This is a genomic window from Sphingomonas fuzhouensis (assembly GCF_034659795.1).
GTDB classification, from domain to species: domain Bacteria; phylum Pseudomonadota; class Alphaproteobacteria; order Sphingomonadales; family Sphingomonadaceae; genus Sphingomonas; species Sphingomonas fuzhouensis.
In genome coordinates this window covers 192537-212494 of the sequence record NZ_JAXSQY010000005.1, presented here as the reverse complement: position 1 = coordinate 212494, position 19958 = coordinate 192537, and the positions used below count along the sequence as shown (strand labels likewise).

At 65.5% G+C, this 19958-nt stretch carries 24 protein-coding genes and 1 riboswitch; of the genes, 11 read left to right on the top strand and 13 right to left on the bottom strand.

Annotation, left to right across the window (positions count from 1 at the left end; all coding sequences use genetic code 11):
* Window positions 1–99: 99 nt before the first annotated feature.
* The 3 genes from U1H82_RS12565 to thiC all read left to right on the top strand — a co-directional run bounded on the left by U1H82_RS12565 (window position 100) and on the right by thiC (window position 4326).
* The gene (locus U1H82_RS12565) at window positions 100–1071 is read left to right on the top strand and encodes a ferritin-like domain-containing protein (protein ID WP_322965399.1); all 972 of its coding nucleotides are present in this window, start codon (window positions 100–102) and stop codon (window positions 1069–1071) included.
* 34 nt (window positions 1072–1105) lie between these two features.
* Window positions 1106–2194, top strand: coding sequence for a ferritin-like domain-containing protein (locus U1H82_RS12560; RefSeq protein WP_322965289.1), 1089 nt, complete (start codon window positions 1106–1108; stop codon window positions 2192–2194).
* Window positions 2195–2339: 145 nt separating this feature from the next.
* Window positions 2340–2430, top strand: a riboswitch (TPP riboswitch).
* Window positions 2431–2478: 48 nt separating this feature from the next.
* A complete protein-coding gene (gene thiC, locus U1H82_RS12555) occupies window positions 2479–4326 on the top strand; it encodes a phosphomethylpyrimidine synthase ThiC (protein ID WP_322965287.1) in 1848 nt (615 codons plus the stop codon).
* A 10-nt stretch (window positions 4327–4336) separates the two neighbouring features.
* Here the strand turns inward: thiC and U1H82_RS12550 are convergent, their stop codons facing one another.
* The 5 genes from U1H82_RS12550 to ung form a co-directional block, all read right to left on the bottom strand.
* The gene (locus U1H82_RS12550) at window positions 4337–4789 is read right to left on the bottom strand and encodes a hypothetical protein (protein WP_322965286.1); all 453 of its coding nucleotides are present in this window, start codon (window positions 4787–4789) and stop codon (window positions 4337–4339) included.
* Window positions 4790–5262: 473 nt separating this feature from the next.
* Complete coding sequence (locus U1H82_RS12545) at window positions 5263–5529, bottom strand: Txe/YoeB family addiction module toxin (RefSeq protein ID WP_183952547.1); 267 nt, start codon at window positions 5527–5529, stop codon at window positions 5263–5265.
* Complete coding sequence (locus tag U1H82_RS12540; RefSeq protein WP_058733588.1) at window positions 5526–5780, bottom strand: type II toxin-antitoxin system Phd/YefM family antitoxin; 255 nt, start codon at window positions 5778–5780, stop codon at window positions 5526–5528. The genes U1H82_RS12545 and U1H82_RS12540 overlap by 4 nt, the downstream gene beginning before the upstream one ends.
* A gap of 39 nt (window positions 5781–5819) precedes the next feature.
* Window positions 5820–6128, bottom strand: coding sequence for an alkylphosphonate utilization protein (locus tag U1H82_RS12535; RefSeq protein WP_322965285.1), 309 nt, complete (start codon window positions 6126–6128; stop codon window positions 5820–5822).
* Between the two features lie 95 nt (window positions 6129–6223).
* Window positions 6224–6919, bottom strand: coding sequence for a uracil-DNA glycosylase (gene ung, locus U1H82_RS12530; RefSeq protein WP_322965284.1), 696 nt, complete (start codon window positions 6917–6919; stop codon window positions 6224–6226).
* 110 nt (window positions 6920–7029) lie between these two features.
* Here ung and U1H82_RS12525 point away from each other — a divergent pair, with 110 nt between their 5' ends.
* A complete protein-coding gene (locus tag U1H82_RS12525) occupies window positions 7030–7410 on the top strand; it encodes a hypothetical protein (protein WP_322965283.1) in 381 nt (126 codons plus the stop codon).
* A gap of 20 nt (window positions 7411–7430) precedes the next feature.
* Here U1H82_RS12525 and U1H82_RS12520 read toward each other — a convergent pair whose 3' ends face one another.
* A complete protein-coding gene (locus tag U1H82_RS12520) occupies window positions 7431–7874 on the bottom strand; it encodes a DUF1810 domain-containing protein (protein WP_322965282.1) in 444 nt (147 codons plus the stop codon).
* A 64-nt stretch (window positions 7875–7938) separates the two neighbouring features.
* Between U1H82_RS12520 and U1H82_RS12515 the strand changes: the two genes are divergently transcribed.
* On the top strand, window positions 7939–8451 hold the full coding sequence (locus U1H82_RS12515) for an Ivy family c-type lysozyme inhibitor (protein ID WP_322965281.1): 513 nt from the start codon (window positions 7939–7941) through the stop codon (window positions 8449–8451).
* Window positions 8452–8583: 132 nt separating this feature from the next.
* Here U1H82_RS12515 and U1H82_RS12510 read toward each other — a convergent pair whose 3' ends face one another.
* The 5 genes from U1H82_RS12510 to recQ all read right to left on the bottom strand — a co-directional run bounded on the left by U1H82_RS12510 (window position 8584) and on the right by recQ (window position 13354).
* Complete coding sequence (locus U1H82_RS12510) at window positions 8584–9468, bottom strand: MipA/OmpV family protein (RefSeq protein WP_322965280.1); 885 nt, start codon at window positions 9466–9468, stop codon at window positions 8584–8586.
* A 71-nt stretch (window positions 9469–9539) separates the two neighbouring features.
* On the bottom strand, window positions 9540–9989 hold the full coding sequence (locus U1H82_RS12505) for a DUF2141 domain-containing protein (protein ID WP_375339526.1): 450 nt from the start codon (window positions 9987–9989) through the stop codon (window positions 9540–9542).
* Window positions 9904–10677 carry a sterol desaturase family protein gene (locus U1H82_RS12500; RefSeq protein ID WP_322965397.1) on the bottom strand — a complete coding sequence of 258 codons (774 nt, stop codon included), beginning with the start codon at window positions 10675–10677 and terminating at the stop codon, window positions 9904–9906. The genes U1H82_RS12505 and U1H82_RS12500 overlap by 86 nt, the downstream gene beginning before the upstream one ends.
* 384 nt (window positions 10678–11061) lie before the next feature.
* A complete protein-coding gene (locus U1H82_RS12495; RefSeq protein ID WP_322965279.1) occupies window positions 11062–11574 on the bottom strand; it encodes a GNAT family N-acetyltransferase in 513 nt (170 codons plus the stop codon).
* 10 nt (window positions 11575–11584) lie between these two features.
* A complete protein-coding gene (recQ, locus tag U1H82_RS12490) occupies window positions 11585–13354 on the bottom strand; it encodes a DNA helicase RecQ (protein WP_322965278.1) in 1770 nt (589 codons plus the stop codon).
* 178 nt (window positions 13355–13532) lie between these two features.
* Between recQ and U1H82_RS12485 the strand changes: the two genes are divergently transcribed.
* Entirely contained in the window at window positions 13533–13817 is a 285-nt protein-coding gene (locus U1H82_RS12485; RefSeq protein ID WP_322965277.1) for a CsbD family protein, read from the top strand.
* A 47-nt stretch (window positions 13818–13864) separates the two neighbouring features.
* On the opposite strand, the gene U1H82_RS12480 is transcribed toward U1H82_RS12485, so the two are convergent.
* A complete protein-coding gene (locus U1H82_RS12480) occupies window positions 13865–14455 on the bottom strand; it encodes a CC0125/CC1285 family lipoprotein (RefSeq protein WP_322965276.1) in 591 nt (196 codons plus the stop codon).
* Window positions 14456–14505: 50 nt separating this feature from the next.
* Here U1H82_RS12480 and U1H82_RS12475 point away from each other — a divergent pair, with 50 nt between their 5' ends.
* The 4 genes from U1H82_RS12475 (at window position 14506) to U1H82_RS12460 (ending at window position 17658) form a co-directional block, all read left to right on the top strand.
* Complete coding sequence (locus tag U1H82_RS12475; protein WP_322965274.1) at window positions 14506–14856, top strand: hypothetical protein; 351 nt, start codon at window positions 14506–14508, stop codon at window positions 14854–14856.
* A 265-nt stretch (window positions 14857–15121) separates the two neighbouring features.
* The gene (locus U1H82_RS12470) at window positions 15122–16057 is read left to right on the top strand and encodes an alpha/beta hydrolase (protein ID WP_322965273.1); all 936 of its coding nucleotides are present in this window, start codon (window positions 15122–15124) and stop codon (window positions 16055–16057) included.
* 72 nt (window positions 16058–16129) lie between these two features.
* Window positions 16130–16711, top strand: a complete 582-nt coding sequence (locus tag U1H82_RS12465; protein WP_322965272.1) for an LOG family protein — start codon at window positions 16130–16132, stop codon at window positions 16709–16711.
* Entirely contained in the window at window positions 16708–17658 is a 951-nt protein-coding gene (locus U1H82_RS12460; protein WP_322965271.1) for a phytoene/squalene synthase family protein, read from the top strand. Before U1H82_RS12465 ends, U1H82_RS12460 begins: the two co-directional genes overlap by 4 nt.
* 18 nt (window positions 17659–17676) lie before the next feature.
* On the opposite strand, the gene U1H82_RS12455 is transcribed toward U1H82_RS12460, so the two are convergent.
* Window positions 17677–17907, bottom strand: a complete 231-nt coding sequence (locus tag U1H82_RS12455) for a hypothetical protein (RefSeq protein WP_322965270.1) — start codon at window positions 17905–17907, stop codon at window positions 17677–17679.
* A gap of 131 nt (window positions 17908–18038) precedes the next feature.
* Here U1H82_RS12455 and U1H82_RS12450 point away from each other — a divergent pair, with 131 nt between their 5' ends.
* Window positions 18039–19865, top strand: a complete 1827-nt coding sequence (locus U1H82_RS12450) for an ABCB family ABC transporter ATP-binding protein/permease (protein WP_322965269.1) — start codon at window positions 18039–18041, stop codon at window positions 19863–19865.
* Window positions 19866–19958: the final 93 nt, after the last annotated feature.

Sequence of the window (19958 nt, the reverse complement as noted above, 5' to 3'; positions counted from 1 at the left end):
CGTCATAAGAAGTCAACGGTCCCGCCCCACGAAAAGTTCTTCTGACCGTTACGCAATAACAGAAGAGTGTCTTCGTGGTTCCTTATCGGGAGGAGCATGATGACGGAAAGCGCACAATTGCTCGATGCGTTCGACGCACGGGCCCAGCGCCGCGATCAGCGGCGCGACTTCTTCAAACTCGCGATCGGGGCGGCCGCTGCCGGAGCGACCGCCTTCACCCTGACCAGCAAGGCCGGGGCACAGGCGGCGATCACCGACACCGATATCCTGAACTTCGCGCTGAACCTCGAATATCTCGAGGCGCAATTCTATGCCTATGCCGCCAACGGTACGGGCCTGCCCGCCAGCCAGCTGACGGGAACGGGCACGCAAGGGGCGGTGACCGGCGGTGTGGCGGCCAATTTCGGCGACGACAGGATCGTCCAGGCCTATGCCCGCGAGATCGCGGCGGACGAGGCCGCGCATGTCGCCTTCCTGCGCACCGCGCTGGGCAGTGCGGCGGTGGCGCAACCCGCCATCAATATCTCGGGCGAGCCCGGTGGCCCGTTCGACACGGCGGCCCGCGTTGCCGGAGTCATCAAGGACGGGCAGACGTTCAATCCCTATCGCTCGGCCAATGAGTTTCTGCTCGGCGCGTATATCTTCGAGGATGTCGGCGTGACCGCCTATAAGGGCGCCTCACCGCTCATCAGCAACAAGACCTTCCTTCAGGCCGCGGCAGGCATCCTGGCGGTCGAGGCCTATCACGCCTCGATCGTGCGCACGACGCTTTATGCGCGGGGCTATGATCCCACCAATCCGCAGCAGTCGCTGATCGATGCCGCGGGCCTGATTTCCAGCCTGCGCGACAGCGTCGACGGCTCGACCAAGCTTGACGAGGGGATCGCACGGACCACCATCAACAATCAGTTGGTGGCCAATATCGTGCCCGCCGATTCCAGCGGTATCGTGTTCAGCCGGACGCCGGGCCAGGTGCTCAACATCGTCTATCTGAACAAGGCGGCGGCGACGCTTGGCGGGTTCTTCCCGGCCGGTGTCAACGGCACCCTGCGCGCCAGCGTGGCGAACTAATCCCCTTTTTCCTCCTCTGGAGAGGATTTTCCTCATGAGCGAAGAACGCTTCATTCTCGATGTGATCGAAGAAGCCTCGGCCAAGCGCCGGGCCGATCGCCGCCGTTTCATGCGCATGGCCGCAGGCGCGGGTGCGGTCGGGGGCCTGGCGATGCTGGGTGCCTGCAACAATGACGATAACGATGTCATCGTCGTGCCCACGCCCACCCCGACGACGACCCCGACCGGTTCGGTCACCGACGCCGATGTGCTGAACTTCGCGCTCCAGCTCGAATATCTGGAAGCGCAATTCTACAGCTATGCCGCGTTCGGCACGGGCCTGTCCTCGTCGCTGCTCGGCGGCACGGGCACGCAAGGATCGGTCGCGATTAACACCAGCGCGTCGGGCGGCGCGGGTCAGCCCCGTCAGGTCCAGTTCCAGGACCCGATCGTCGCGCAATATGCGCGCGAGATCGCCTATGACGAGATCGCGCACGTCACCTTCCTGCGCAACGCGCTGGGCAATGCGGCGGTGGCGCAGCCGTCCATCAACCTGTCGGGCGACGCCAATGGCGCCTTCACCGCGGCGGCACGTGCGGCCAATGTCGTCGGCGGCAGCGCGACCTTCGACCCCTATGCGTCGGACGAGGCCTTCCTGCTCGGCGCGTTCCTGTTCGAGGATGTCGGCGTCACCGCCTATATGGGCGGCGTCACCCTGCTGACCAACAAGACCTATATCGAGGCGGCGGCGGGCATCCACGCAGCCGAGGCCTATCATGCCGGTCTGGTCCGCACGACCCTGTACCGCAAGGGGGTGAGCACGACGACGCCCATCTCCAACCCCTTGCCGCTCACCAGCTCGGCGCAGATTCCCGGCGGGGCGCTGATCCCGGCGGCGGGGGCGATCTCGGACGCGCGTGACAGCCTGGACGGCTCGGCCGATCTGGATCAGGGCATCGTCGCGACTGTCAACGGTGCGCAGGTGGCGAACCTCGTCCCCGCCGATTCCAACGCCATCGCCTTTACCCGCACGCCGGGCCAGGTGCTGAACATCGTCTATCTGAACAAGGCGGCGGTGACCGGCGGCGGCTTCTTCCCCAGCGGGCTGAACGGCAACGTCCGGACCAGCGCCGCCAGCGGCTGAACCCTCTCCCTCCCAAGGGTTCCTTGCCCCGATCGGTCGCTAGTCCCCTGGCCGATCGGGGCTTTTTTTGACGTTCGTCCCAGCGATAGGGCGTGCCGCGCAAAACCGCTTCTTATCCGCCGCAATTCCGCTTATGCAGGGGCCATCCCCGGGGGAGCGCTGGCCTGCGCTTGAGAGGGGGGCAAGAGCCCCCGACCCGCTGAACCTGATCCGGCTGACACCGGCGTAGGGAGGGAGCGGCCCCATCTCTCATGGTCCGTTTCCTCCGCATGGAGTGGACGACTATGGCAGATATTCCCGCAAAGGCCGAGATCGGCGTGACCACCGGCCCCATTCGTGGCTCGAAGAAGATTCACGTCGGCCCGCTGAACGTCGCGATGCGCGAAATCCATCTCGACCCGTCCTCGGGCGAGCCGCCGTTGCGCGTGTACGACACCAGCGGTCCCTATACCGACCCGACCGCGCGCATCGACATCATGGGCGGTCTGCCGCAAATTCGCCGCGCGTGGATCGAGGCGCGCGGCGATGTCGAGGCCTATGACGGCCGCGAAATCCGCCCCGAGGATAATGGCCAGCTCGGCCCCGACCGTTCGGGCGGCGTGCCGCAATTCCCGCGCACCGGGCTGAACCGTCCGCTGCGGGCGAAGCCCGGCATGAACGTCAGCCAGATGCACTATGCACGCCGGGGTATCATCACGCCCGAAATGGAATATGTCGCGACCCGTGAGAATCTGGGCCGCGAGATGCTGCGTGAGTATGTCCGCGACGGCGAGAGCTTCGGCGCGGCGATCCCCGATTACGTCACGCCCGAATTCGTCCGCGACGAAGTGGCGCGCGGCCGGGCGATCATCCCCAACAACATCAACCACCCCGAATCCGAGCCGATGGCGATCGGCCGCAACTTCCTGGTCAAGATCAACGCCAATATCGGCAATTCGGCGGTCGCCAGCAACGTGGCGTCCGAAGTCGACAAGCTGGTCTGGTCGATCCGCTGGGGCGCGGACACGGTCATGGACCTGTCGACGGGGCGCAACATCCACGACACGCGCGAGTGGATCATCCGCAACTCGCCGGTGCCGATCGGCACGGTGCCCATCTATCAGGCGCTGGAAAAGGTTGGCGGTATCGCCGAGGAGCTGACCTGGGAAATCTTCCGCGACACGCTGATCGAACAGGCCGAGCAGGGCGTCGACTATTTCACCATCCATGCGGGCGTGCGCCTGCCCTACATCCCGCTGACCGCCAAGCGCGTCACCGGCATCGTGTCGCGCGGCGGCTCGATCATGGCGAAGTGGTGCCTGGCGCATCACAAGGAGTCGTTCCTCTACGAACGCTTCGACGAGATCACCGAGATCATGAAGGCCTATGACATCGCCTATTCGCTGGGCGACGGCCTGCGTCCCGGTGCGATTGCGGATGCCAATGACGAGGCGCAGTTCGCCGAGCTCTACACGCTGGGCGAGCTGACCAAGCGCGCCTGGGCGCAGGACGTGCAGGTCATGATCGAAGGCCCCGGCCATGTGCCGATGCACAAGATCAAGCAGAATATGGACAAGCAGCTGGAGGCGTGCGGCGAGGCGCCCTTCTACACGCTCGGGCCGCTCACGACGGACATCGCGCCGGGTTACGACCATATCACCAGCGGCATCGGTGCGGCGATGATCGGTTGGTACGGTACGGCGATGCTCTGCTACGTCACGCCCAAGGAGCATCTGGGCCTGCCCGACCGTGACGACGTGAAGGTCGGCGTCGTCACCTACAAGCTGGCCGCCCACGCCGCCGACCTGGCCAAGGGCCACCCGGCCGCCAAGATGCGCGACGACGCCCTGAGCCGCGCCCGCTTCGAGTTCCGCTGGCGCGACCAGTTCAACCTGTCGCTCGACCCCGACACGGCGGAATCCTACCATGACCAGACGCTCCCGGCGGAGGGCGCCAAGACCGCGCATTTCTGCTCGATGTGCGGCCCGAAATTCTGCTCGATGAAGATCACGCAGGAAGTGCGCGAGTTCGCGGCCAAGCAGAACGCGCCGGTAGAGACCTTCGTTGCGGCGGAGGATGCCGAGGCGGGGATGCAGGAAATGAGCGAAAAGTTTCGCGAGAAGGGCGGGGAGGTTTACCTTCCGGCGGAGTGATGCTGTTTGATCAGTCTGAATCAGACAACATTGAATGCCGCTTTTCAACGGATTGATATTTGGCCGGAAGGGGAGCCCCTTTCGGCCAATATCCTATTCCCTTCAGATTCAAGAAGCGCTTTGAACGCCAAAGGTTTGTACCAAAAACTTTGGTTTTGTCCGTGCCTGGAAAATGAAATCCTTGGGTTTCTAGCCGCTCCATAAGCTCACTGCGCGATAATGGTTTGCCCGCCTCGATGATCAGCGCTTCGGCCGCATCCATTACGTTTTTGAGCTGTGCGCCCGTCAAGCGGTGACGTGTGGCCGCAGGCTCCTCAAGAGATAGCTCATAATTAGCTGGCTTTGCGCCGTTGAGAGTGCGAGCCTCGAGTCGAAGATAGTCCGCAATCAGGTTTTCCACCAGTTTGAGTTCCTGGCGGAGTCTCTCTCGGCGTTCATATGCTTGGCGCAGAAGCTCGTCCATGCTCAATCCCTCGCAGCCAATGCCTAATAATGACTAAAAGTCACATCTTGCAAGATTTGGACTCGAAAGAGTGTTGACGTGAGTGCTTCATGATGTATGTATGAGTCGGGTTATCAGAATCTTAAGGAGTGCCCGAGAGTTTTGCATGGGAGCCCGGCAATGCCGGAGGAGCGAAGAGGGCCGACCTTTCGGTCGGCCTCCCCGATGTCTCAACGTCGGAGCGACGCGAAACCTCTTTGGTTGCACATTGAGAATCGCACGCTCCGACGGTTGGGTCAACCCCAATCCATTCACGGAGACGTTCCATGGCCGATCAGGCAATGCGTGACGACGGCAAGACGTATATCTTCCGTCAGTGCATCACGCTTCGGAACGGGAAGCGGATTTGTAAGCCCAATGGGCAAGCATTTCGTATCCCGGTGAACGATAACGACAACAAGTAAAATGTTGAGCCGACGTCGTATGGCGTCGGCTCAATAATGATACCGGCACTGCGCCACTTGCAGCACCTGCTCGTCGCCACTGCCCGCCACGCGGTACACCAGCCGATGCTCATGGCTGATCCGGCGCGACCACCAGCCTGACAGGTTGCCGCCCAGCGGTTCGGGTTTGCCGGTCCCCTTGAACGGGTGACGTCGGCATTCTTCGATCAGGGCATTGAGCTTGGCGAACAGCTTCGCGTCATGAGCATGGAGGTCGAGATACTCGGCCCATGATCGTGACGAGAACTGGACCTTCACGGCTGGATAAGATCGTGCGTTTCGCCGCCGCCCGCTTCCAGCTCGGCGATGCTTTCCAGCAGGCGCTGGGCGTTCTTGGGCGAGCGCAGCAGGTACAGCGTCTCTTCGATCGAGGCCCATTCGCTGGCCGAGATCAGCACGGCCCCTTCACCCCGCTGGCGGGTGATCGCCACGGGCGCGCGGTCGGCGACGACCTTGTCGATCATCGCCTTTAGATTCTCGCGCGCTTCGGAATAGGAGACGGCCTGCATACAACTGAAGTTGTACAACCATCTGTCCAATGTCAAGGCTCACCGCTTCCGCACGAACTCCGCGCGCAGCACCAGGCCCTTGATCCCGTCGAACTTGCAGTCGATTTCCTGCGCGTCGCCGGTCAGGCGGATTGACTTGATGAGGGTGCCGCGCTTCAGCGTCTGGCCGGCGCCCTTGACGGTCAGGTCCTTGATCAGCATCACCTGGTCCCCGTCGCTCAGCACATTGCCGACCGAGTCGCGCACAACGACCGCCTCGTCGCTCGCCGCACCGGCCTTGGCCGCGGCGTCGGCGGCGCTGATCCATTCGCCGGTCGCTTCGTCATACACATATTCGTCGTCGGCCATCGCCCTTGTCCCTTGTCTGATCGGTGGAATGGCGGGCGCTATGCGCGCTCCGTCTAAATGATGCCAGTGTGATTACAGATGGGCGGCACCCGGAATCAGGACAGTGGCGGCAGCGCCCAGTCGATCGGCGGCTGGCCATGCGCGGCCAGAAAGGCGTTGGCCTTCGAAAAGGGCTTCGAGCCGAAAAAGCCGCCCCGCGCCGACAAGGGCGAGGGGTGGACCGAGGTCAGGACATAGTGCCGCCCCGCGCCCATATCGCGGACGAAGCCCGCCTTTTTCTGGGCATAGGCGCCCCACAGGATGAAGACGACCGGCTCGGGCTTGGCGGCGACGGCGCGGATCACGGCGTCGGTGAACCGCTCCCACCCGCGCCCCTGATGCGAGGCGGCCTGGCCCATGCGCACGGTCAGCACCGAGTTGAGCAAGAGCACCCCCTGCCGCGCCCAATGGTCGAGCAGACCGTGGGAGGGCGGCGCAATGCCCAGGTCGGTCGCCATCTCCTTGTAGATATTGACCAGGCTGGGCGGCGGGCGGACGCCGGGCTGGACCGAGAAGGCCAGGCCATGCGCCTGCCCCTCGCCATGATAGGGGTCCTGCCCCAGGATCACGACGCGCACCTGATCCAGCGGCGTCAGGTCCAGCGCGCGGAACCATTCGGACGGGCGGGGAAAGACACGCTGCCCGCCTGCGCGCTCCTCGGCGAGGAAGGTCTTCAGTGCCTTCATATAGGGCTCGTCGAACTCGGGCTGCAGCACCGACAGCCAGCTTTCGTGAAGGCGAATGTCACTCATAAAAACCTCATGCCGTTCACCACCGAAACGCGCAACCGCATCCGCCGACGATCGTTATGCAAGCGATACGGTCGCTCTCCCGGTGGCCGCCAATAGGAAGGAACTGGATCATGCAGCGTTCGACGATTCTGCTGGCCGTCATGGCTGCCGCGCTCCCGCTGGCGGCCTGTGGGTCGCACGAAACGGCCAACAACAGCGCGGCGGCGGCGGCGACCAGCAACGGCACCGAAATGAGCGCCGATGCGCTGGGCGCCAAGATCCGGGCCCTTCCCGAGGGTCAGCGCCGCGGCGTCCTGTTCCGCGCGATCCGTGACGCCGGGCCGAACGGTGCCAGCTGCCAGTCGATCACCGCGATGAAGGAAATCGCGCCGGTCAACGGCAACCCGACCTGGGATGCGGTGTGCGACGACACCACCCAGTGGACGATCGTGCTGACCGCCGACCAGTCGGCCAGCGTCACTGGCCCCGGCCCCATCACCATCAAGAAGTGAGCCGGACAGGGGCTCGACCGTCACCGTCGGGGATGGTCGAGCCTCGCTAGCGTCGCGGGGTCGTCCTGCCCGTCGAAAAAGCGTTCGAGCGCTTGGCGAAACGGGGTGGGATCGTCAGCGACGGCGGCGAACAGGGTCAGCGACGATCGCAGCTTCATTGCATCGATCCCGCCGAACACCGCCTCGGCCGAACCGGGCGCGGCCATCGCGGCGGCCACCAGCTGATGCAGGCGGGGGCCGAGCAGCGGATGCGCCAGATAGGCCCGCGCCTCGTCGCCATCGGCGATCGCATAGAATATCGCGGTGGGGCTGCGACCCAGCCCCGCAATCTGCGGGAAGATGTACCACATCCAATGGCTTTGCTTCCGCCCCGCGCGCAGTTCGGCCAGGGCGGTGGCGAAACTGTCCCCCTGGGCCTCGACAAAGCGGGCCAGCGCGGCATCATGGGGCGGTGGGCGTGTCATGCACGGGCAACCGGCCGCGCGGTCAAAGCGTTCCCGCCATCACGAGATTCGTCAGGAGAGAGAGATGCGCCGTTTCGCCTTCCTTGCCCCTTTGGCCCTGCTCGCGCTGTCGGCCTGTGGCGGTCAGGGTGAGGATGCCGACTCGGATGTGGCTCCTGGCAATTTCACACCGCCGGGCACGGCGCGTCCCACCCCGATCGCGGGGGTGGCGCAGGTCAATCCGCTGACCGCCTATATCGGCCATTATCCCAATGATGCGGTCGGCGGCGTGACCTTCTTCGACCGGACCGAGGTGGCGACCGCGCTGCACGAGGCGGTGGGCGACCAGAAGCTGATCCAGCGGATCATCTCGCGCGGCGCGGTGACGGTGCCGATCTTCCGCCAGGGCGAACAGGGGATCGCCGCGCATGGCTGCACCCCGCATGACTGCGCCGACAATAACTGGACGGTCGAGTTGGACCTGAAAACGTCCAAGGCGCGGGTCTGTTATCACGACCGCGATACGATGGGCGACCGCAGCCACTGGTATATGGGCGGCGCGCCCGTGACCCAGCCGGGGGAATGCGCGCAGGAGTGAGTTCAAAAACTCCTCCCCTGTAAGGGGAGGGGGACCAGCGAAGCTGGTGGAGGGGTGTCCCCTATCGAGAGCGGGACAACCCTCCGTCAGGCCTGACGGCCTGCCACCTCCCCTGCAAGGGGAGGAATGGCTTCAGAACGTGTAGGCCACACCCAGCGCACCCAGCCACTGGCTGCGCGAGCCGACCTGCGACACGATCGGGCTGTCGGCGAAATTGCCGAGTTCGCGGCCATAGGTCACGCCGCCGACCAGCTTCCATCCCTTCAGCAGATTGCCGGTGATCGAATAGGTGGCAAGGCCCCCGACCGACCAGTCCTTCCACCCGGCGCGGGCGTTATAGACGGGCAGGCCGCTCGCCGCGCTCTGTTCGGGGGTGATCGAGAAATAGCGGCGGGCATAGCCGCGCCCGGCATGTTCGGCGGTGGCGAACAGGCCGACCGCCGCCTTGGTCGACAGCGGGGTGAAGTAATTGACCGAAGGCTGCCAGATGCCGCTGTCGTGCACGCCGGTCACGTCATGACGATAGCTGACCGAGACGGAGAGCCGGTCATAGGGGCTGGTGATGACGCCGATCTTGCCGATACCGACATAGCCGCCCAGCTCGACCGCCGCACCGATCTTGCCCAGCGCCGCGACCTGCCGGTTGCCGATCCCCGACGTCGTGGTGCGATCGAGATTGACGACGCCGATCGGCCCCGCCTGAATATCCCAGTCCCGATTGGCCTTGTCGCCGATCAGGTCGACCGACAGGCGGTTGCCGATATAGGTGATGGTGTGCCCGTCGATATAGGCGAGCGCGGCGGGCGCGGGCGAAAAGGAATAGTCCTTCGACCCCTCATAGCGCGGCAGATAGGCCGCACCCAACCCGACCGTGATCGTATTCTTGCCCAGCTGGCCCGCCATCTCGGCGGCGGCAGGGTTGCTGGACGGCGAGGCGTCCTGCGCAAAGGCGGGGGCCGACAGGGACAGTGCGCCCAAAGCGATCAGCGGGGCGGAAACGCGCGGAGATAGGCGCAAAACGGAAAACTCCCTGAATCAGTTATCCGAAATGCAACGCGACGGTAACGATTTCGCTCCGGCGGATTGTGTCAGAATATGTACCGCATCCTGATCTGTTGTGTTTCGGCAACAGAATCCACGGTGAAGCGCGCCGCCGAAAAGCGCGGCGGGCCGAAGCGGATCACCGGGTTGCGCGAAAAGCCGAAGCCCTCGCGCGGAATGCCCGCCAATGTGTCGAGCTTGGCGTTGTTATTCTCGTCATGGATGACGGCGGCGGCGTAATTGCCATGCGGCAGGCCGTCGAGCCGGATGCCATGCTGTCCGGCGGGAACCGAACGGGTCAGCGCGCGGGCATCGTCGACGCATTGCGGGAAATTGTCGGGGTCGGCGGTCAGGCACAGCCGGATCATCCCCTTGGCCGAGCGGAGCTGGTCGATCCCGATGTCCAGCCGACTAACCGGCGCGGCGCTCATCAGCGGCAGGGCGGCCAGCAGCAGCGCCAGCCCCCGTGCTCGCCGCCCGGCGCGCGGCCTGCGCATGGGCGCGCTCGAAATCGCCGAGCCCCCGGTCGGTGCCGCATAGTCGATCCCAGAACCGGAAATAGAGTCCATAATTGCACCCATATTGCTCATGATGCCGTTGATGATGGCTTGCGGTGATGAGCCACCCCCCCAGGTGCCCCTGCCACAGGAATCGCGGGAAAATCTCCCATCCCATATGGTTGGTCACGCCCATAACGGTCATGATGGTCAGCACCAAGCCGAGCGCGGCGATGTGAATCGGAATCAGAAAGACGAGTAGCGGAATTACCACAGCGCCGGTCACCGCCTCGATCGGGTGAAACGCCATTGCGGCCCAGGCGGTCGGCGGGCGGCTGGCATGGTGAACGGCATGCGCGGCCTTGAAGACCGCCGGGCGGTGCATCCAGCGATGCGTCCAGTAGAACCAGGTGTCGTGCGCGATCAGATAGAGCAGCACCGAGACGGGGGCGTACCATAGCGGCCAGGCGTGGATATCGGCGTAGATCCGCGTCCAACCCCGATTCTGCCAGCCCCAGGCGACGATCCCGGCGGGCACGCCGTAGATGGCGGCGGAGGCGAGGCTCCACCAGATTTCGCGACGAATCTGCGGGTCGAGCCCGGCATAAAGGTTCGGATGCCGCGCCTTGGTCGCCAGCGCGAACGCCCCCGAGGCGAGCAGATAGCGGACACCGACGATCAGCGTCATGGCGATGGCGGACAGGATCAGGGCAAGCGTCACGACGGACAGTGTAACCTATTGGGGGCGGGGCTTGAACCGCGAACGTCTGATCCTGGGCCTTTTGTTCGCGCAGAGGCGCAGAGAGGTTTGGATGGGCGTCGGCGTCGGCCACCCATTCGCCCGCTACCCGTGCCGCACCGTCGATGAAGAGAAGCGGCCTGTCGGCCCGGCGTGACACCTCCGCGTCTCCGCGCGAACGGAGGATGTAGCAGGTCTTTTATTCCTCCCCTGGAAGGGGAGGGGGACCAGCGAAGCTGGTGGAGGGGTGTCGCCCTATCGATGGCAGAACACCCCTCCGTCAGGCCTGACGGCCTGCCACCTCCCCTGCAAGGGGAGGAATAGACTGCGCGTCTAATCCCGGTGGAAAATCAAAATCGCCCGGTCATGATATGTCCCCTCGACCGGCGCGGCATAACCCAGCTTCTCCGCCAGCCGGATCGACGCGGCATTGGCTGGATCGATGATGCAGCAGGTCCGCGTAATGCCTTGCCCGTCCGCCCAGTCCAGGATCGCGCGCATCGCTTCACCGGCATAGCCCTTGCCCTGCGCCGCCGGGGCCAGCGTCCACCCAACCTCCGGCACGGTCAGCTCCGGCGTGATCGCCCGCCGCGATTCCAGCAGGCCGATATCGCCCAGCACGCCGCCGGTCGCGCGGTCGCACACCACCCAGGCGCCGTATCCGAACACGCTCCACTGCCCGACCGACCGGAGCAGCCGAATCCAAACCTCTTCGCGTGGTCGGGGCTGGCCGCCGATCATGCCGTACACCGCCGGTTCTGCCCACATCGCCGCCAGCGCGTCGAGATCGTCGGGGTGGTGGCCGCGTAAGACAAGCCGATCGGTGGTCAGGGTCGGGGCGCTCATGCCCCGCAGCTTAGCCTGCGTCGCGGATCACCGCCAGAAACGCCTCGCCGTAAGCATCGAGCTTGCGCGCACCGATCCCGGACAGCAGCGACAGTGCCGCCCGGCTGGTCGGCCGCTGCGCCGCCATGTCACGCAGCACCGAGTCGTGGAAGATGACATAAGGCGGCACGCCCGCTTCCTGCGCCAGCTCGCGGCGCTTGGCGCGGAGTGCCTCGAACAGCGGATTGTCCGCCGGGTTGGCGGCGACGGGGGCGGCCCGACGCCCCTTCTTCTCGCGCTTGGGCGGCACGACCAGCGATAGCCGCGCCTCGCCCTTGATGAGCGCGCGCGCGGCGGGGCCGAATTCCAGGCCGCCATGAGGATTGGTGCGCAGTGCATCACGCAGCAACAGCGCGCGGTGGACGGGCTTGAGCAGCGCCACCTCGTCGCCCGAGACGATATTCCACACCGACAAAGCCTCATGCCCGTTCATCAGGCTGCGCTCGGTCGACTGGCCGGTCAGCACCTGCTCGATATACCCTGCGCCGAACATCTGGCCGGTGCGGAATACCGCCGACAGGAATTTCTGCGCCACGGTCGTCGCATCGACCGCGTCGGGGCTGCCGAGGCAATTGTCGCAATTGCCGCAATCCTCGGCCAGCTCCTCGCCGAAATGGCGCAGCAGGATGCGGCGGCGGCATCCGCCCGTCTCGACCAGTGCGCCCAGCGCGGCCAGCCGCGCGCGCTCGCCCGCCTGCCGCTCGGGATCGACCTCGGCCATGCGCTGGCGGGCGCGGGCGAAGTCCTCGGCGCCCCAGAAGAGGTGGGCGACCGACGGATCGCCGTCGCGGCCCGCGCGGCCCGTTTCCTGATAATAGGCCTCGATCGATTTCGGCAGGCCCGCATGCGCGACGAAGCGGACATCGGGCTTGTCGATCCCCATGCCGAAGGCGACGGTGGCGCACATCACCATGTCTTCGCTGGCCACGAAATCGGCCTGGTTCTTGGCGCGCACCGCCGGGTCCAATCCGGCATGATAGGCGCGCACCGGGCGGCCGGTGCGGGCGAGCGCCTCGGCCAGCTTCTCGGTGGCGGCGCGGGTCTGGGCATAGACGATGCCGGGGCCGGGCGTATCGGCGACCACCCGCGCGATCTGCAGGTTCACATTCGCCTTGGGGGAGATGGCATAGCGGATATTGGGCCGGTCGAAGCCCGAGACGATCATCCCCTCGGTGGGAATGCCGAGCTGCTTGGCGATGTCGGCGCGGGTATGCGCATCGGCGGTGGCGGTCAGCGCGAGCCGGGGCACGTCCGGGAACGCATCCATCAGCGGTTCGAGCAGCCGGTAATCGGGACGGAAGTCATGCCCCCATTCGCTGACGCAGTGCGCCTCGTCGATCGCGAACAGGCTGAGCGGCGCGGAGGCCAGTAACTCGCGGAAATGCCCCGATGAGGCGCGCTCGGGCGCGACATAGAGCAGGTCGAGCTGGCCGTCGCGGAAGCGCGCCACCGTTTCGGCGCGATTCTGGTCGACGCTGGTCAGCGTGGCGGCGCGGATGCCGACCGCTTCGGCCGCGCGCAGCTGGTCATGCATCAGCGCGATCAGCGGGCTGACCACGACGCAGCAGCCATCCATCATCACGGCGGGAAGCTGGTAGCAGAGCGACTTGCCCGCCCCCGTCGGCATGACGGCCAGCGTGCGCTGCCGTGCGAGCACGCGGTCGACCACCTGTTCCTGCACGCCCCGGAACTGGCTGTACCCGAAAACTTCGTGGAGCTTGGCAAGGGGGTCGGCGACCATCGCCGTGCATGTAGCGAGCCCATGGGGGCGGGGGAAGGGCGGGGGTGCGATTGACCGCGGCCGTCCGGCGGCCCCGGCCTCTTTTCGCTCCGTCCCTTAAACCGGCGACATCCGGAAACATCTGCGTCTTGCGGGGTTTTCACGCTCCATCATCCCGATCCCCAAGAGGAGATGTTTCATGAACACCGATACGATCAACGGCGCGGCCACCGACTTCGGCGGACAGGTCAAGCAAGGGCTGGGCGCCGTGCTGGGCGACAAGTCCATGCAGGCCGAGGGCAAGGGCGAGCAGCTGAGCGGCAAGACCCAGAAGGTGTTCGGCGATGCCAAGGACAGCGTCGACCAGGCGGTCCGCCCGCTGCTGGATCAGGCGCGCCAGTTCGTGAAGGATCGTCCCTTCGCCTCGGCGGCGCTCGGCGGCGTGCTGGGCCTGGCGCTGATCAACACGCTGCGCGGCAAGTAACGTGCGGCGACGGCGCGGGCGGCTTATCCGTCCGCGCCGTCCCACCGTCATTTGGGCAGCTTGATCGTCGGAGCGAGCCGTTCGAGCACGGTCTGCGCATCATAGGAATGCGGCGTGCTGGCCGTGACCGGCGTGTTCGACATCTTGATGATTGCCGTCGCCTGGTAATTGTCGATGGTGTTGATATCGACCTGATCGCCCCAAAGGGGACCATCGACCCAGGGCTGCCAGGTGCGCCAGCCGAACGGGCCATGATAGCGCCAGCTGGGCGCCCAATAGCCGCCCCAGCCATTCCAGCCGAAGCCGGGACCGGCGGGTTGCAGATCGGCATAGATATTTTCATCCAGCGCGTTGTCGCCCCGCTTCATGGTGAAGGTGCGATAGCCCTTTTGCAGGGTCAGCTGTGCCGCGCGGTAGAAGAGATAGCGGTCGACCGTGTCGCGCGACGTGACGCTGTTGCCGGTAAAGTTCACCTCATAGGTATCGGCGGACAATTGCCTGTCGCTATAGCCGGGCGTGTTGGCGCTGACATCGGCGGCGGGGTGGTAGGTCGTGGGCGTCGCGCATCCGGCCAGCGCGATCGAAAGGGCGAGGGCCGACGCGGCCAAGCCGCGACGCGCCAGGACAGTCAAAGCCATAGGACATACTCCTGTTTGCGATGGTCAATGCCGACGGATCGAGCGCGACCGTGCCGCGTCGCATGGGGGCTGCGCGACCGGAGCGGTTGGCCAACTATGTCGGCGGTTCGGCATGGTTCGGACCATCGGGCCTCGTCTCATCCATTCTTGGCGAAGAATGGATAAGGACATGGCGCGCCACAATTTACCGTATCGCCGGGCGATTGGTAAGTTGGCGTCACATGGTTCTGAACACGCCAGATGATTACGTGCCGATCTGCGAAGCGGAGATCAGCTATGGAAGCGCGATCTTCATGTCATTCCTGCTCTCCCTTTGTTGGAGGATGACTGCTTTGCTTGGGTGTGGTGAAAAATCCCGAACATGTCGCTCGGTTTCCGGGCGCTTCATTATCTTTTTGTAATGATCGCGCATATAATTGAAGCGGCGCAGGATTTTTTCCGGGCGGGGGCGGCACGCCCCGCGTCGGCATGGCATCAACCATGAGAAAAATTCCTCTTTGCCACCACCAAACATGCTTTGTCGGCGCTGCGTCGTCTGGATAGCGTCGCCTCCGGTGATCCGGCCGGTCTCCACAACCCATCAATGCATCTGCACTCACTTGTAGAGGAGATACGGATTTGTCGTGGTTCGGATGGATCGCCTGTCTGTCGGTAATCGGCCTTGGAATGGCGGACGCACCCGCTCGGAAACCGGTCGATATTCCCAAGGTTGAGCGCGAAGGCGTGTGGCAAGCGCCCGCCGGGGGGACGCAAATCCCGCTCTGGCCCGCCCATGTGCCGCTCGCCAGGCCCGATAGCGGCGATCATCCCGAGGCGACGGGCAATGGCTCTCCATTGGTGGGCGGGCGGAAATGGTATTGGGCCAGCTATATCACGCGGCCGACCATGACCCTGTACAAGCCGAAGGGCCGCAATACCGGCGCCGCGCTTCTCGTCATTCCCGGCGGCGGCTTCCACGCCGTGGCGACCGATCTGGAAGGCACCGAAATCTGCGACTGGGCGGTGCGGCAGGGGATCACCTGCGCGATGTTGAAATACCGGACGCCGCAGGTCTGGCCACGGGTCGACGGCCGGCAGCAGCGGCCCAAGATCCTGCTGGGCCTGGAAGATGCGCAGCGTGCGATGGGATTGTTGCGGCAGCACGCCTCGGCCTATGGGATCGATCCGCACAGGATCGGCGCGATCGGCTTTTCGGCCGGGGCCTATCTCGTGGCGGATATGAGCAACAGCTATGATCACACCTATCCGCCGACCGATGCGGCCGACCGGCAATCGCCGCGCCCCGACTTCGCCATCGTCGCCTATACCGCGCGGATGCTGGACAACAGCAAGGGCCGCAACAGCCTGGAGCTGCGCCCCTGGGTGACGATCAATCCGAAGGCGCCGCCGACCCTCATCATCCACGCCATGAACGATCCCACGGATAATATCCGCCAGCCCATGGCCTATGCGCTGGCGCTGAACGATGCGGGCGTGCCGGTCGACATGCGCGTGTATGCGCGAGGCGGCCATGCCTTCGGAATGCGGCCGACCGGCGATCCGGTGACGCGCGAATGGCCGGGGCAGGTCCTGCAATGGCTGCGCAACCTCCATATGCTGTAAAGCGGCAGGCGGCGGACGGGGCACGCCCAACCCGCTTGCCCCGTCCGGCCCCTTCGCCTAGCGCATGGGCCCATGAAGCGATTGGCCATTTACTGCGGGTCGGCGACCCCCTCCGACCCCCAATATATCGAGACGGCGCGCCAAGTCGGGCGTGGGCTGGCGGAGCGGGGGATCGGCGTCGTCTATGGCGGCGGGCGGCTGGGCCTGATGGGCGCGGTGGCGGATGCGGCGCTGGCGGCGGGCGGCGAGGTGATCGGCATCATCCCGCAGGCGCTGGTCGATGCCGAGGTCGCGCATCGCGGCCTGACCGAACTCCATGTCGTGCCCGGCATGCATGAGCGGAAGAAGGCGTTCACCGACCTGTCCGACGGCTTCATCACCATCGCGGGCGGCACCGGCACGATGGACGAGCTGTGGGAAGCGCTCAGCTGGGCGCAGCTTGGCTATCACGCCGATCCGGTCGGGCTGCTCAACACCGGCAGCTATTATGACCATCTCGTCGCCTTCTGGGACAAGATGGGCGAGGTCGGCTTCCTGCGGCCGCAGCACCGCGAGCTGCTGATCGTCGACACCACGCTCGACGGGCTGCTCGACCGGATGGGCGCGCATGTGCCGACCCAGCCGATCGTGCGCATGAACGCGGACGACCTGTGAGCGACACTGCCGCCCAGACCGAACGGGCGGCACTGGTCGCGGCGGCGCGGGAGTCGATCGCCAAGGGCTCGAAGAGCTTTGCGGCGGCGAGCCTGCTTTTCGACCCCGAAACGCGCGCGCGCGCCTGGCTGCTCTATGCCTGGTGTCGCCGCTGCGACGACATTGCCGACGGGCAGGATCATGGCCATGGCATGACCCGCGTCGCCGATGCGCCCGTGCGGCTGGCCGAGCTGACCGAAAAGACCGAGGCGGCGCTGGCGGGCCGGGTGGTCGGCGATCCGGCCTTCGATGCGCTGCGCGTCGTCGTCGCCGAGACGGGGATGCCGCATCGCTGGCCCCGCGACCTGATCGCCGGGTTCGCCCTGGATGCGCAGGACTGGCGACCGGAGACCGAGGACGATCTCTACCGCTATTGCTATCATGTCGCGGGTGTCGTCGGCTGCATGATGGCGGTGACGATGGGCGTCGCGCCCGATGACGAGGCGGTGCTCGACCGCGCCTGCGACTTGGGGCTCGCGTTTCAGCTTGCCAATATCGCGCGCGACATCGCCGAGGATGCGGGGGCAGGGCGGCATTATCTGCCGCGCGAATGGCTCGCCTATAAGAGCATCGCGCCCGATGCGATCATGGCGCCGTCGCACCGGCCGGGCCTGAGCGCGCTGGCGCGGCGGCTGACCGATCAGGCCGCCCGGTTCGAGGCGAGCGCGCGGATGGGCACGCCTGCTCTGTCCTATCGCTCGGCCTGGGCGGTGCTGTCGGCGGCGGCGATTTACGGCGCGATCGGGCGCAAGGTCGCCAAGCGCGGGCGGCGTGCCTGGGACGTGCGGGTCGGGACCGGCAAGCTCGAAAAGCTGGGCTTCATGACGCGCGCGAGCCTTCAGGCGGCGCGGCGGGACAAGATGCGGATCGTCCCACGCGATCCGACGCTGTGGACGCGGCCGCGCTGAACCGACATGGCGAGGGGCTCAGCCCCGCACAGGCTTGCGCTCGGCCTTCGCCATCTGTGCGCCCATGCGGCGGCAATCGGCACCGATTACCGGATAGGGAACATCGGTATTGGCGGCGATCCGGTTGGCCAGATCGGCGCGGCATTGCGCCATGGTCTGGTAACGGGCGGGCACCATCCGCGCCTCGGTGCAATCGACGCTGCCGTCACCGCAGCCCAGGATCGCCATCACATAGAAAATCGGTTCCATATAACCGCCTCCAGCTGATGGTAGAACGAGGGTGCGCGGCGAGTGGTTCCGGCTTTCGGACGACCGCCTGTACGCCCTCTTGCCTTGTCCGCCATTGAACTTGGGCGCGGTTCGTCCGACATGGGGAGGACATGCCCCCACTCGACCCCACCGCCGGCACGACCGACCGGCCGCTGCTCCCGACGCTTCGCCGTTTCCTCCCCTATCTCTGGCCCGCCGGAGAGCCCGCGCTTCGCGTGCGGATCGTGGCGGCGATGGCGCTCGTCATCCTGTCCAAGCTCGTCCAGGTGCTGGGCGCGGCCTATACGTTCAAATATGCGGTCGACCGGATGGCGGGGGGCGACCGGGGGGCGGTGACGCTCATCATCCTGCTGGTCGTCGGCTATGCGGGCGCGCGATTCGCCACGACTTTGTTCGACAATTTGCGCAATGCGGTATTCGAGATGGTCGGGCAGGACGCCACCCGGCGGCTGTCGGCCGACGTGTTCCGCCATCTCCACCGCCTGTCGCTGCGTTTCCATCTGGAGCGGCGAACCGGTGCGGTGACGAAGGTCGTCGAGCGGGGGACCAAGAGCATCGACACGATGCTGTATTTCCTGCTGTTCAACATCGCGCCGACCGTGTTGGAGCTGGCGCTGGTCCTGACCATTTTCGGGCGCAGCTTCGGTCCCGTCCTGGTCGTGACGACGATCGCGATGGTGGTCCTCTATATCGGTTTCACCCGCAAGGTGACCGACTGGCGCAATGCGCTGCGCACGCAGATGAACGACCTCGACACCGGCGCCGTTGCGCATGCGGTCGACTCGTTGCTGAACTTCGAGACGGTCAAATATTTCAACGCCGAAGAGCGCGAGGCCAAGCGCTACGAAACCGGCGTCGCCGCCTATGCGCGTGCCGCCACCAAGTCGGAAAACTCGCTCGCCTGGCTGAACGTCGGGCAGGCAGCGATCACCAGCCTGATGCTCGGCTTCGCCATGGCCTGGGTCGTGCGCGAATGGAGCCGTGGCGCGGCCTCGCCGGGTGACGTGGTGCTGGTGTCGACCTTGCTGTCGCAGCTGTTCCGGCCGCTCGACCTGCTCGGCATGGTCTATCGCACCATTCGTCAGGGGGTGATCGATATGGGCGCGATGTTCGATCTGATCGACACGCCCGCCGAAGTGGTCGACACGCCGGGCGCGCCGCCGCTGATGGTGACGGGCGGGCATGTCCGGTTCGACCATGTCGTGTTCGGTTACGATCCCGAGCGGACTATCCTGAAGGGGCTGACGCTCGACATACCGGCGGGCACGACCTGCGCGGTGGTGGGACCGTCGGGGGCGGGCAAGTCGACGCTCGCGCGGCTGCTCTATCGCTTTTACGATGTGAATCAGGGCGCGATCATCATCGACGGCCAGCCGGTGTCGGCGGTCGCGCAGGACTCACTTCGCGCCGCGATCGGGATCGTGCCGCAGGACACGGTGCTGTTCAATGAGACGATCGGCTACAATATCGCCTATGGCCGTGAAGGCGCGGACCAGAATGATGTCGAGCGCGCGGCGAAGGGCGCGGCCATTGCCGACTTCATCGAACGCCAGCCGCAAGGCTATGCGACGCGGGTCGGCGAGCGCGGACTGAAACTGTCGGGTGGCGAGAAACAGCGGGTGGCGATCGCGCGCACGTTGCTCAAGAACCCGCCGATCTTGATCCTGGACGAAGCGACCAGCGCGCTCGACAGCCGGACGGAGGCGGACATTCTGGCGACGCTCCAGGCGATCGAGCGCGGGCGCACCACGCTCGTCATCGCGCACCGCCTGTCGACCGTGGTCCATGCCGACCAGATCGTCGTCCTCGACGGCGGCTGCGTGGCCGAGCGCGGCACGCATGGCGAATTGCTGGCCAAGGGCGGGCTCTATGCCGAGATGTGGGCCCGCCAGGCGGCCGAAGTCGAACAGGCGGAGGAAGACGCGCTGCTGGTTTAAATATTCCTCCCCTGCAAGGGGAGGTGTCAGACCGCAGGTCTGACGGAGGGGTGTCGCGCTATCGAGAGGGGGACACCCCTCCACCAGCTTCGC

What these genes read in the sequence shown, in the direction of transcription:
- U1H82_RS12470 (WP_322965273.1), top strand. Translation starts at nt 15,122, where the DNA reads ATGGCGGACGCACCCGCTCGGAAACCGGTCGATATTCCCAAGGTTGAG.
- U1H82_RS12540 (WP_058733588.1), bottom strand. Translation starts at nt 5,780, where the DNA reads ATGCAGGCCGTCTCCTATTCCGAAGCGCGCGAGAATCTAAAGGCGATG.
- U1H82_RS12500 (WP_322965397.1), bottom strand. Translation starts at nt 10,677, where the DNA reads ATGACGCTGATCGTCGGTGTCCGCTATCTGCTCGCCTCGGGGGCGTTC.
- U1H82_RS12450 (WP_322965269.1), top strand. Translation starts at nt 18,039, where the DNA reads ATGCCCCCACTCGACCCCACCGCCGGCACGACCGACCGGCCGCTGCTC.
- U1H82_RS12465 (WP_322965272.1), top strand. Translation starts at nt 16,130, where the DNA reads ATGAAGCGATTGGCCATTTACTGCGGGTCGGCGACCCCCTCCGACCCC.
- U1H82_RS12565 (WP_322965399.1), top strand. Translation starts at nt 100, where the DNA reads ATGACGGAAAGCGCACAATTGCTCGATGCGTTCGACGCACGGGCCCAG.
- thiC (WP_322965287.1), top strand. Translation starts at nt 2,479, where the DNA reads ATGGCAGATATTCCCGCAAAGGCCGAGATCGGCGTGACCACCGGCCCC.
- U1H82_RS12560 (WP_322965289.1), top strand. Translation starts at nt 1,106, where the DNA reads ATGAGCGAAGAACGCTTCATTCTCGATGTGATCGAAGAAGCCTCGGCC.
- U1H82_RS12485 (WP_322965277.1), top strand. Translation starts at nt 13,533, where the DNA reads ATGAACACCGATACGATCAACGGCGCGGCCACCGACTTCGGCGGACAG.
- U1H82_RS12480 (WP_322965276.1), bottom strand. Translation starts at nt 14,455, where the DNA reads ATGGCTTTGACTGTCCTGGCGCGTCGCGGCTTGGCCGCGTCGGCCCTC.
- U1H82_RS12550 (WP_322965286.1), bottom strand. Translation starts at nt 4,789, where the DNA reads ATGGACGAGCTTCTGCGCCAAGCATATGAACGCCGAGAGAGACTCCGC.
- U1H82_RS12525 (WP_322965283.1), top strand. Translation starts at nt 7,030, where the DNA reads ATGCAGCGTTCGACGATTCTGCTGGCCGTCATGGCTGCCGCGCTCCCG.
- U1H82_RS12520 (WP_322965282.1), bottom strand. Translation starts at nt 7,874, where the DNA reads ATGACACGCCCACCGCCCCATGATGCCGCGCTGGCCCGCTTTGTCGAG.
- U1H82_RS12455 (WP_322965270.1), bottom strand. Translation starts at nt 17,907, where the DNA reads ATGGAACCGATTTTCTATGTGATGGCGATCCTGGGCTGCGGTGACGGC.
- U1H82_RS12515 (WP_322965281.1), top strand. Translation starts at nt 7,939, where the DNA reads ATGCGCCGTTTCGCCTTCCTTGCCCCTTTGGCCCTGCTCGCGCTGTCG.
- ung (WP_322965284.1), bottom strand. Translation starts at nt 6,919, where the DNA reads ATGAGTGACATTCGCCTTCACGAAAGCTGGCTGTCGGTGCTGCAGCCC.
- U1H82_RS12495 (WP_322965279.1), bottom strand. Translation starts at nt 11,574, where the DNA reads ATGAGCGCCCCGACCCTGACCACCGATCGGCTTGTCTTACGCGGCCAC.
- U1H82_RS12535 (WP_322965285.1), bottom strand. Translation starts at nt 6,128, where the DNA reads ATGGCCGACGACGAATATGTGTATGACGAAGCGACCGGCGAATGGATC.
- U1H82_RS12505 (WP_375339526.1), bottom strand. Translation starts at nt 9,989, where the DNA reads ATGCGCAGGCCGCGCGCCGGGCGGCGAGCACGGGGGCTGGCGCTGCTG.
- recQ (WP_322965278.1), bottom strand. Translation starts at nt 13,354, where the DNA reads ATGGTCGCCGACCCCCTTGCCAAGCTCCACGAAGTTTTCGGGTACAGC.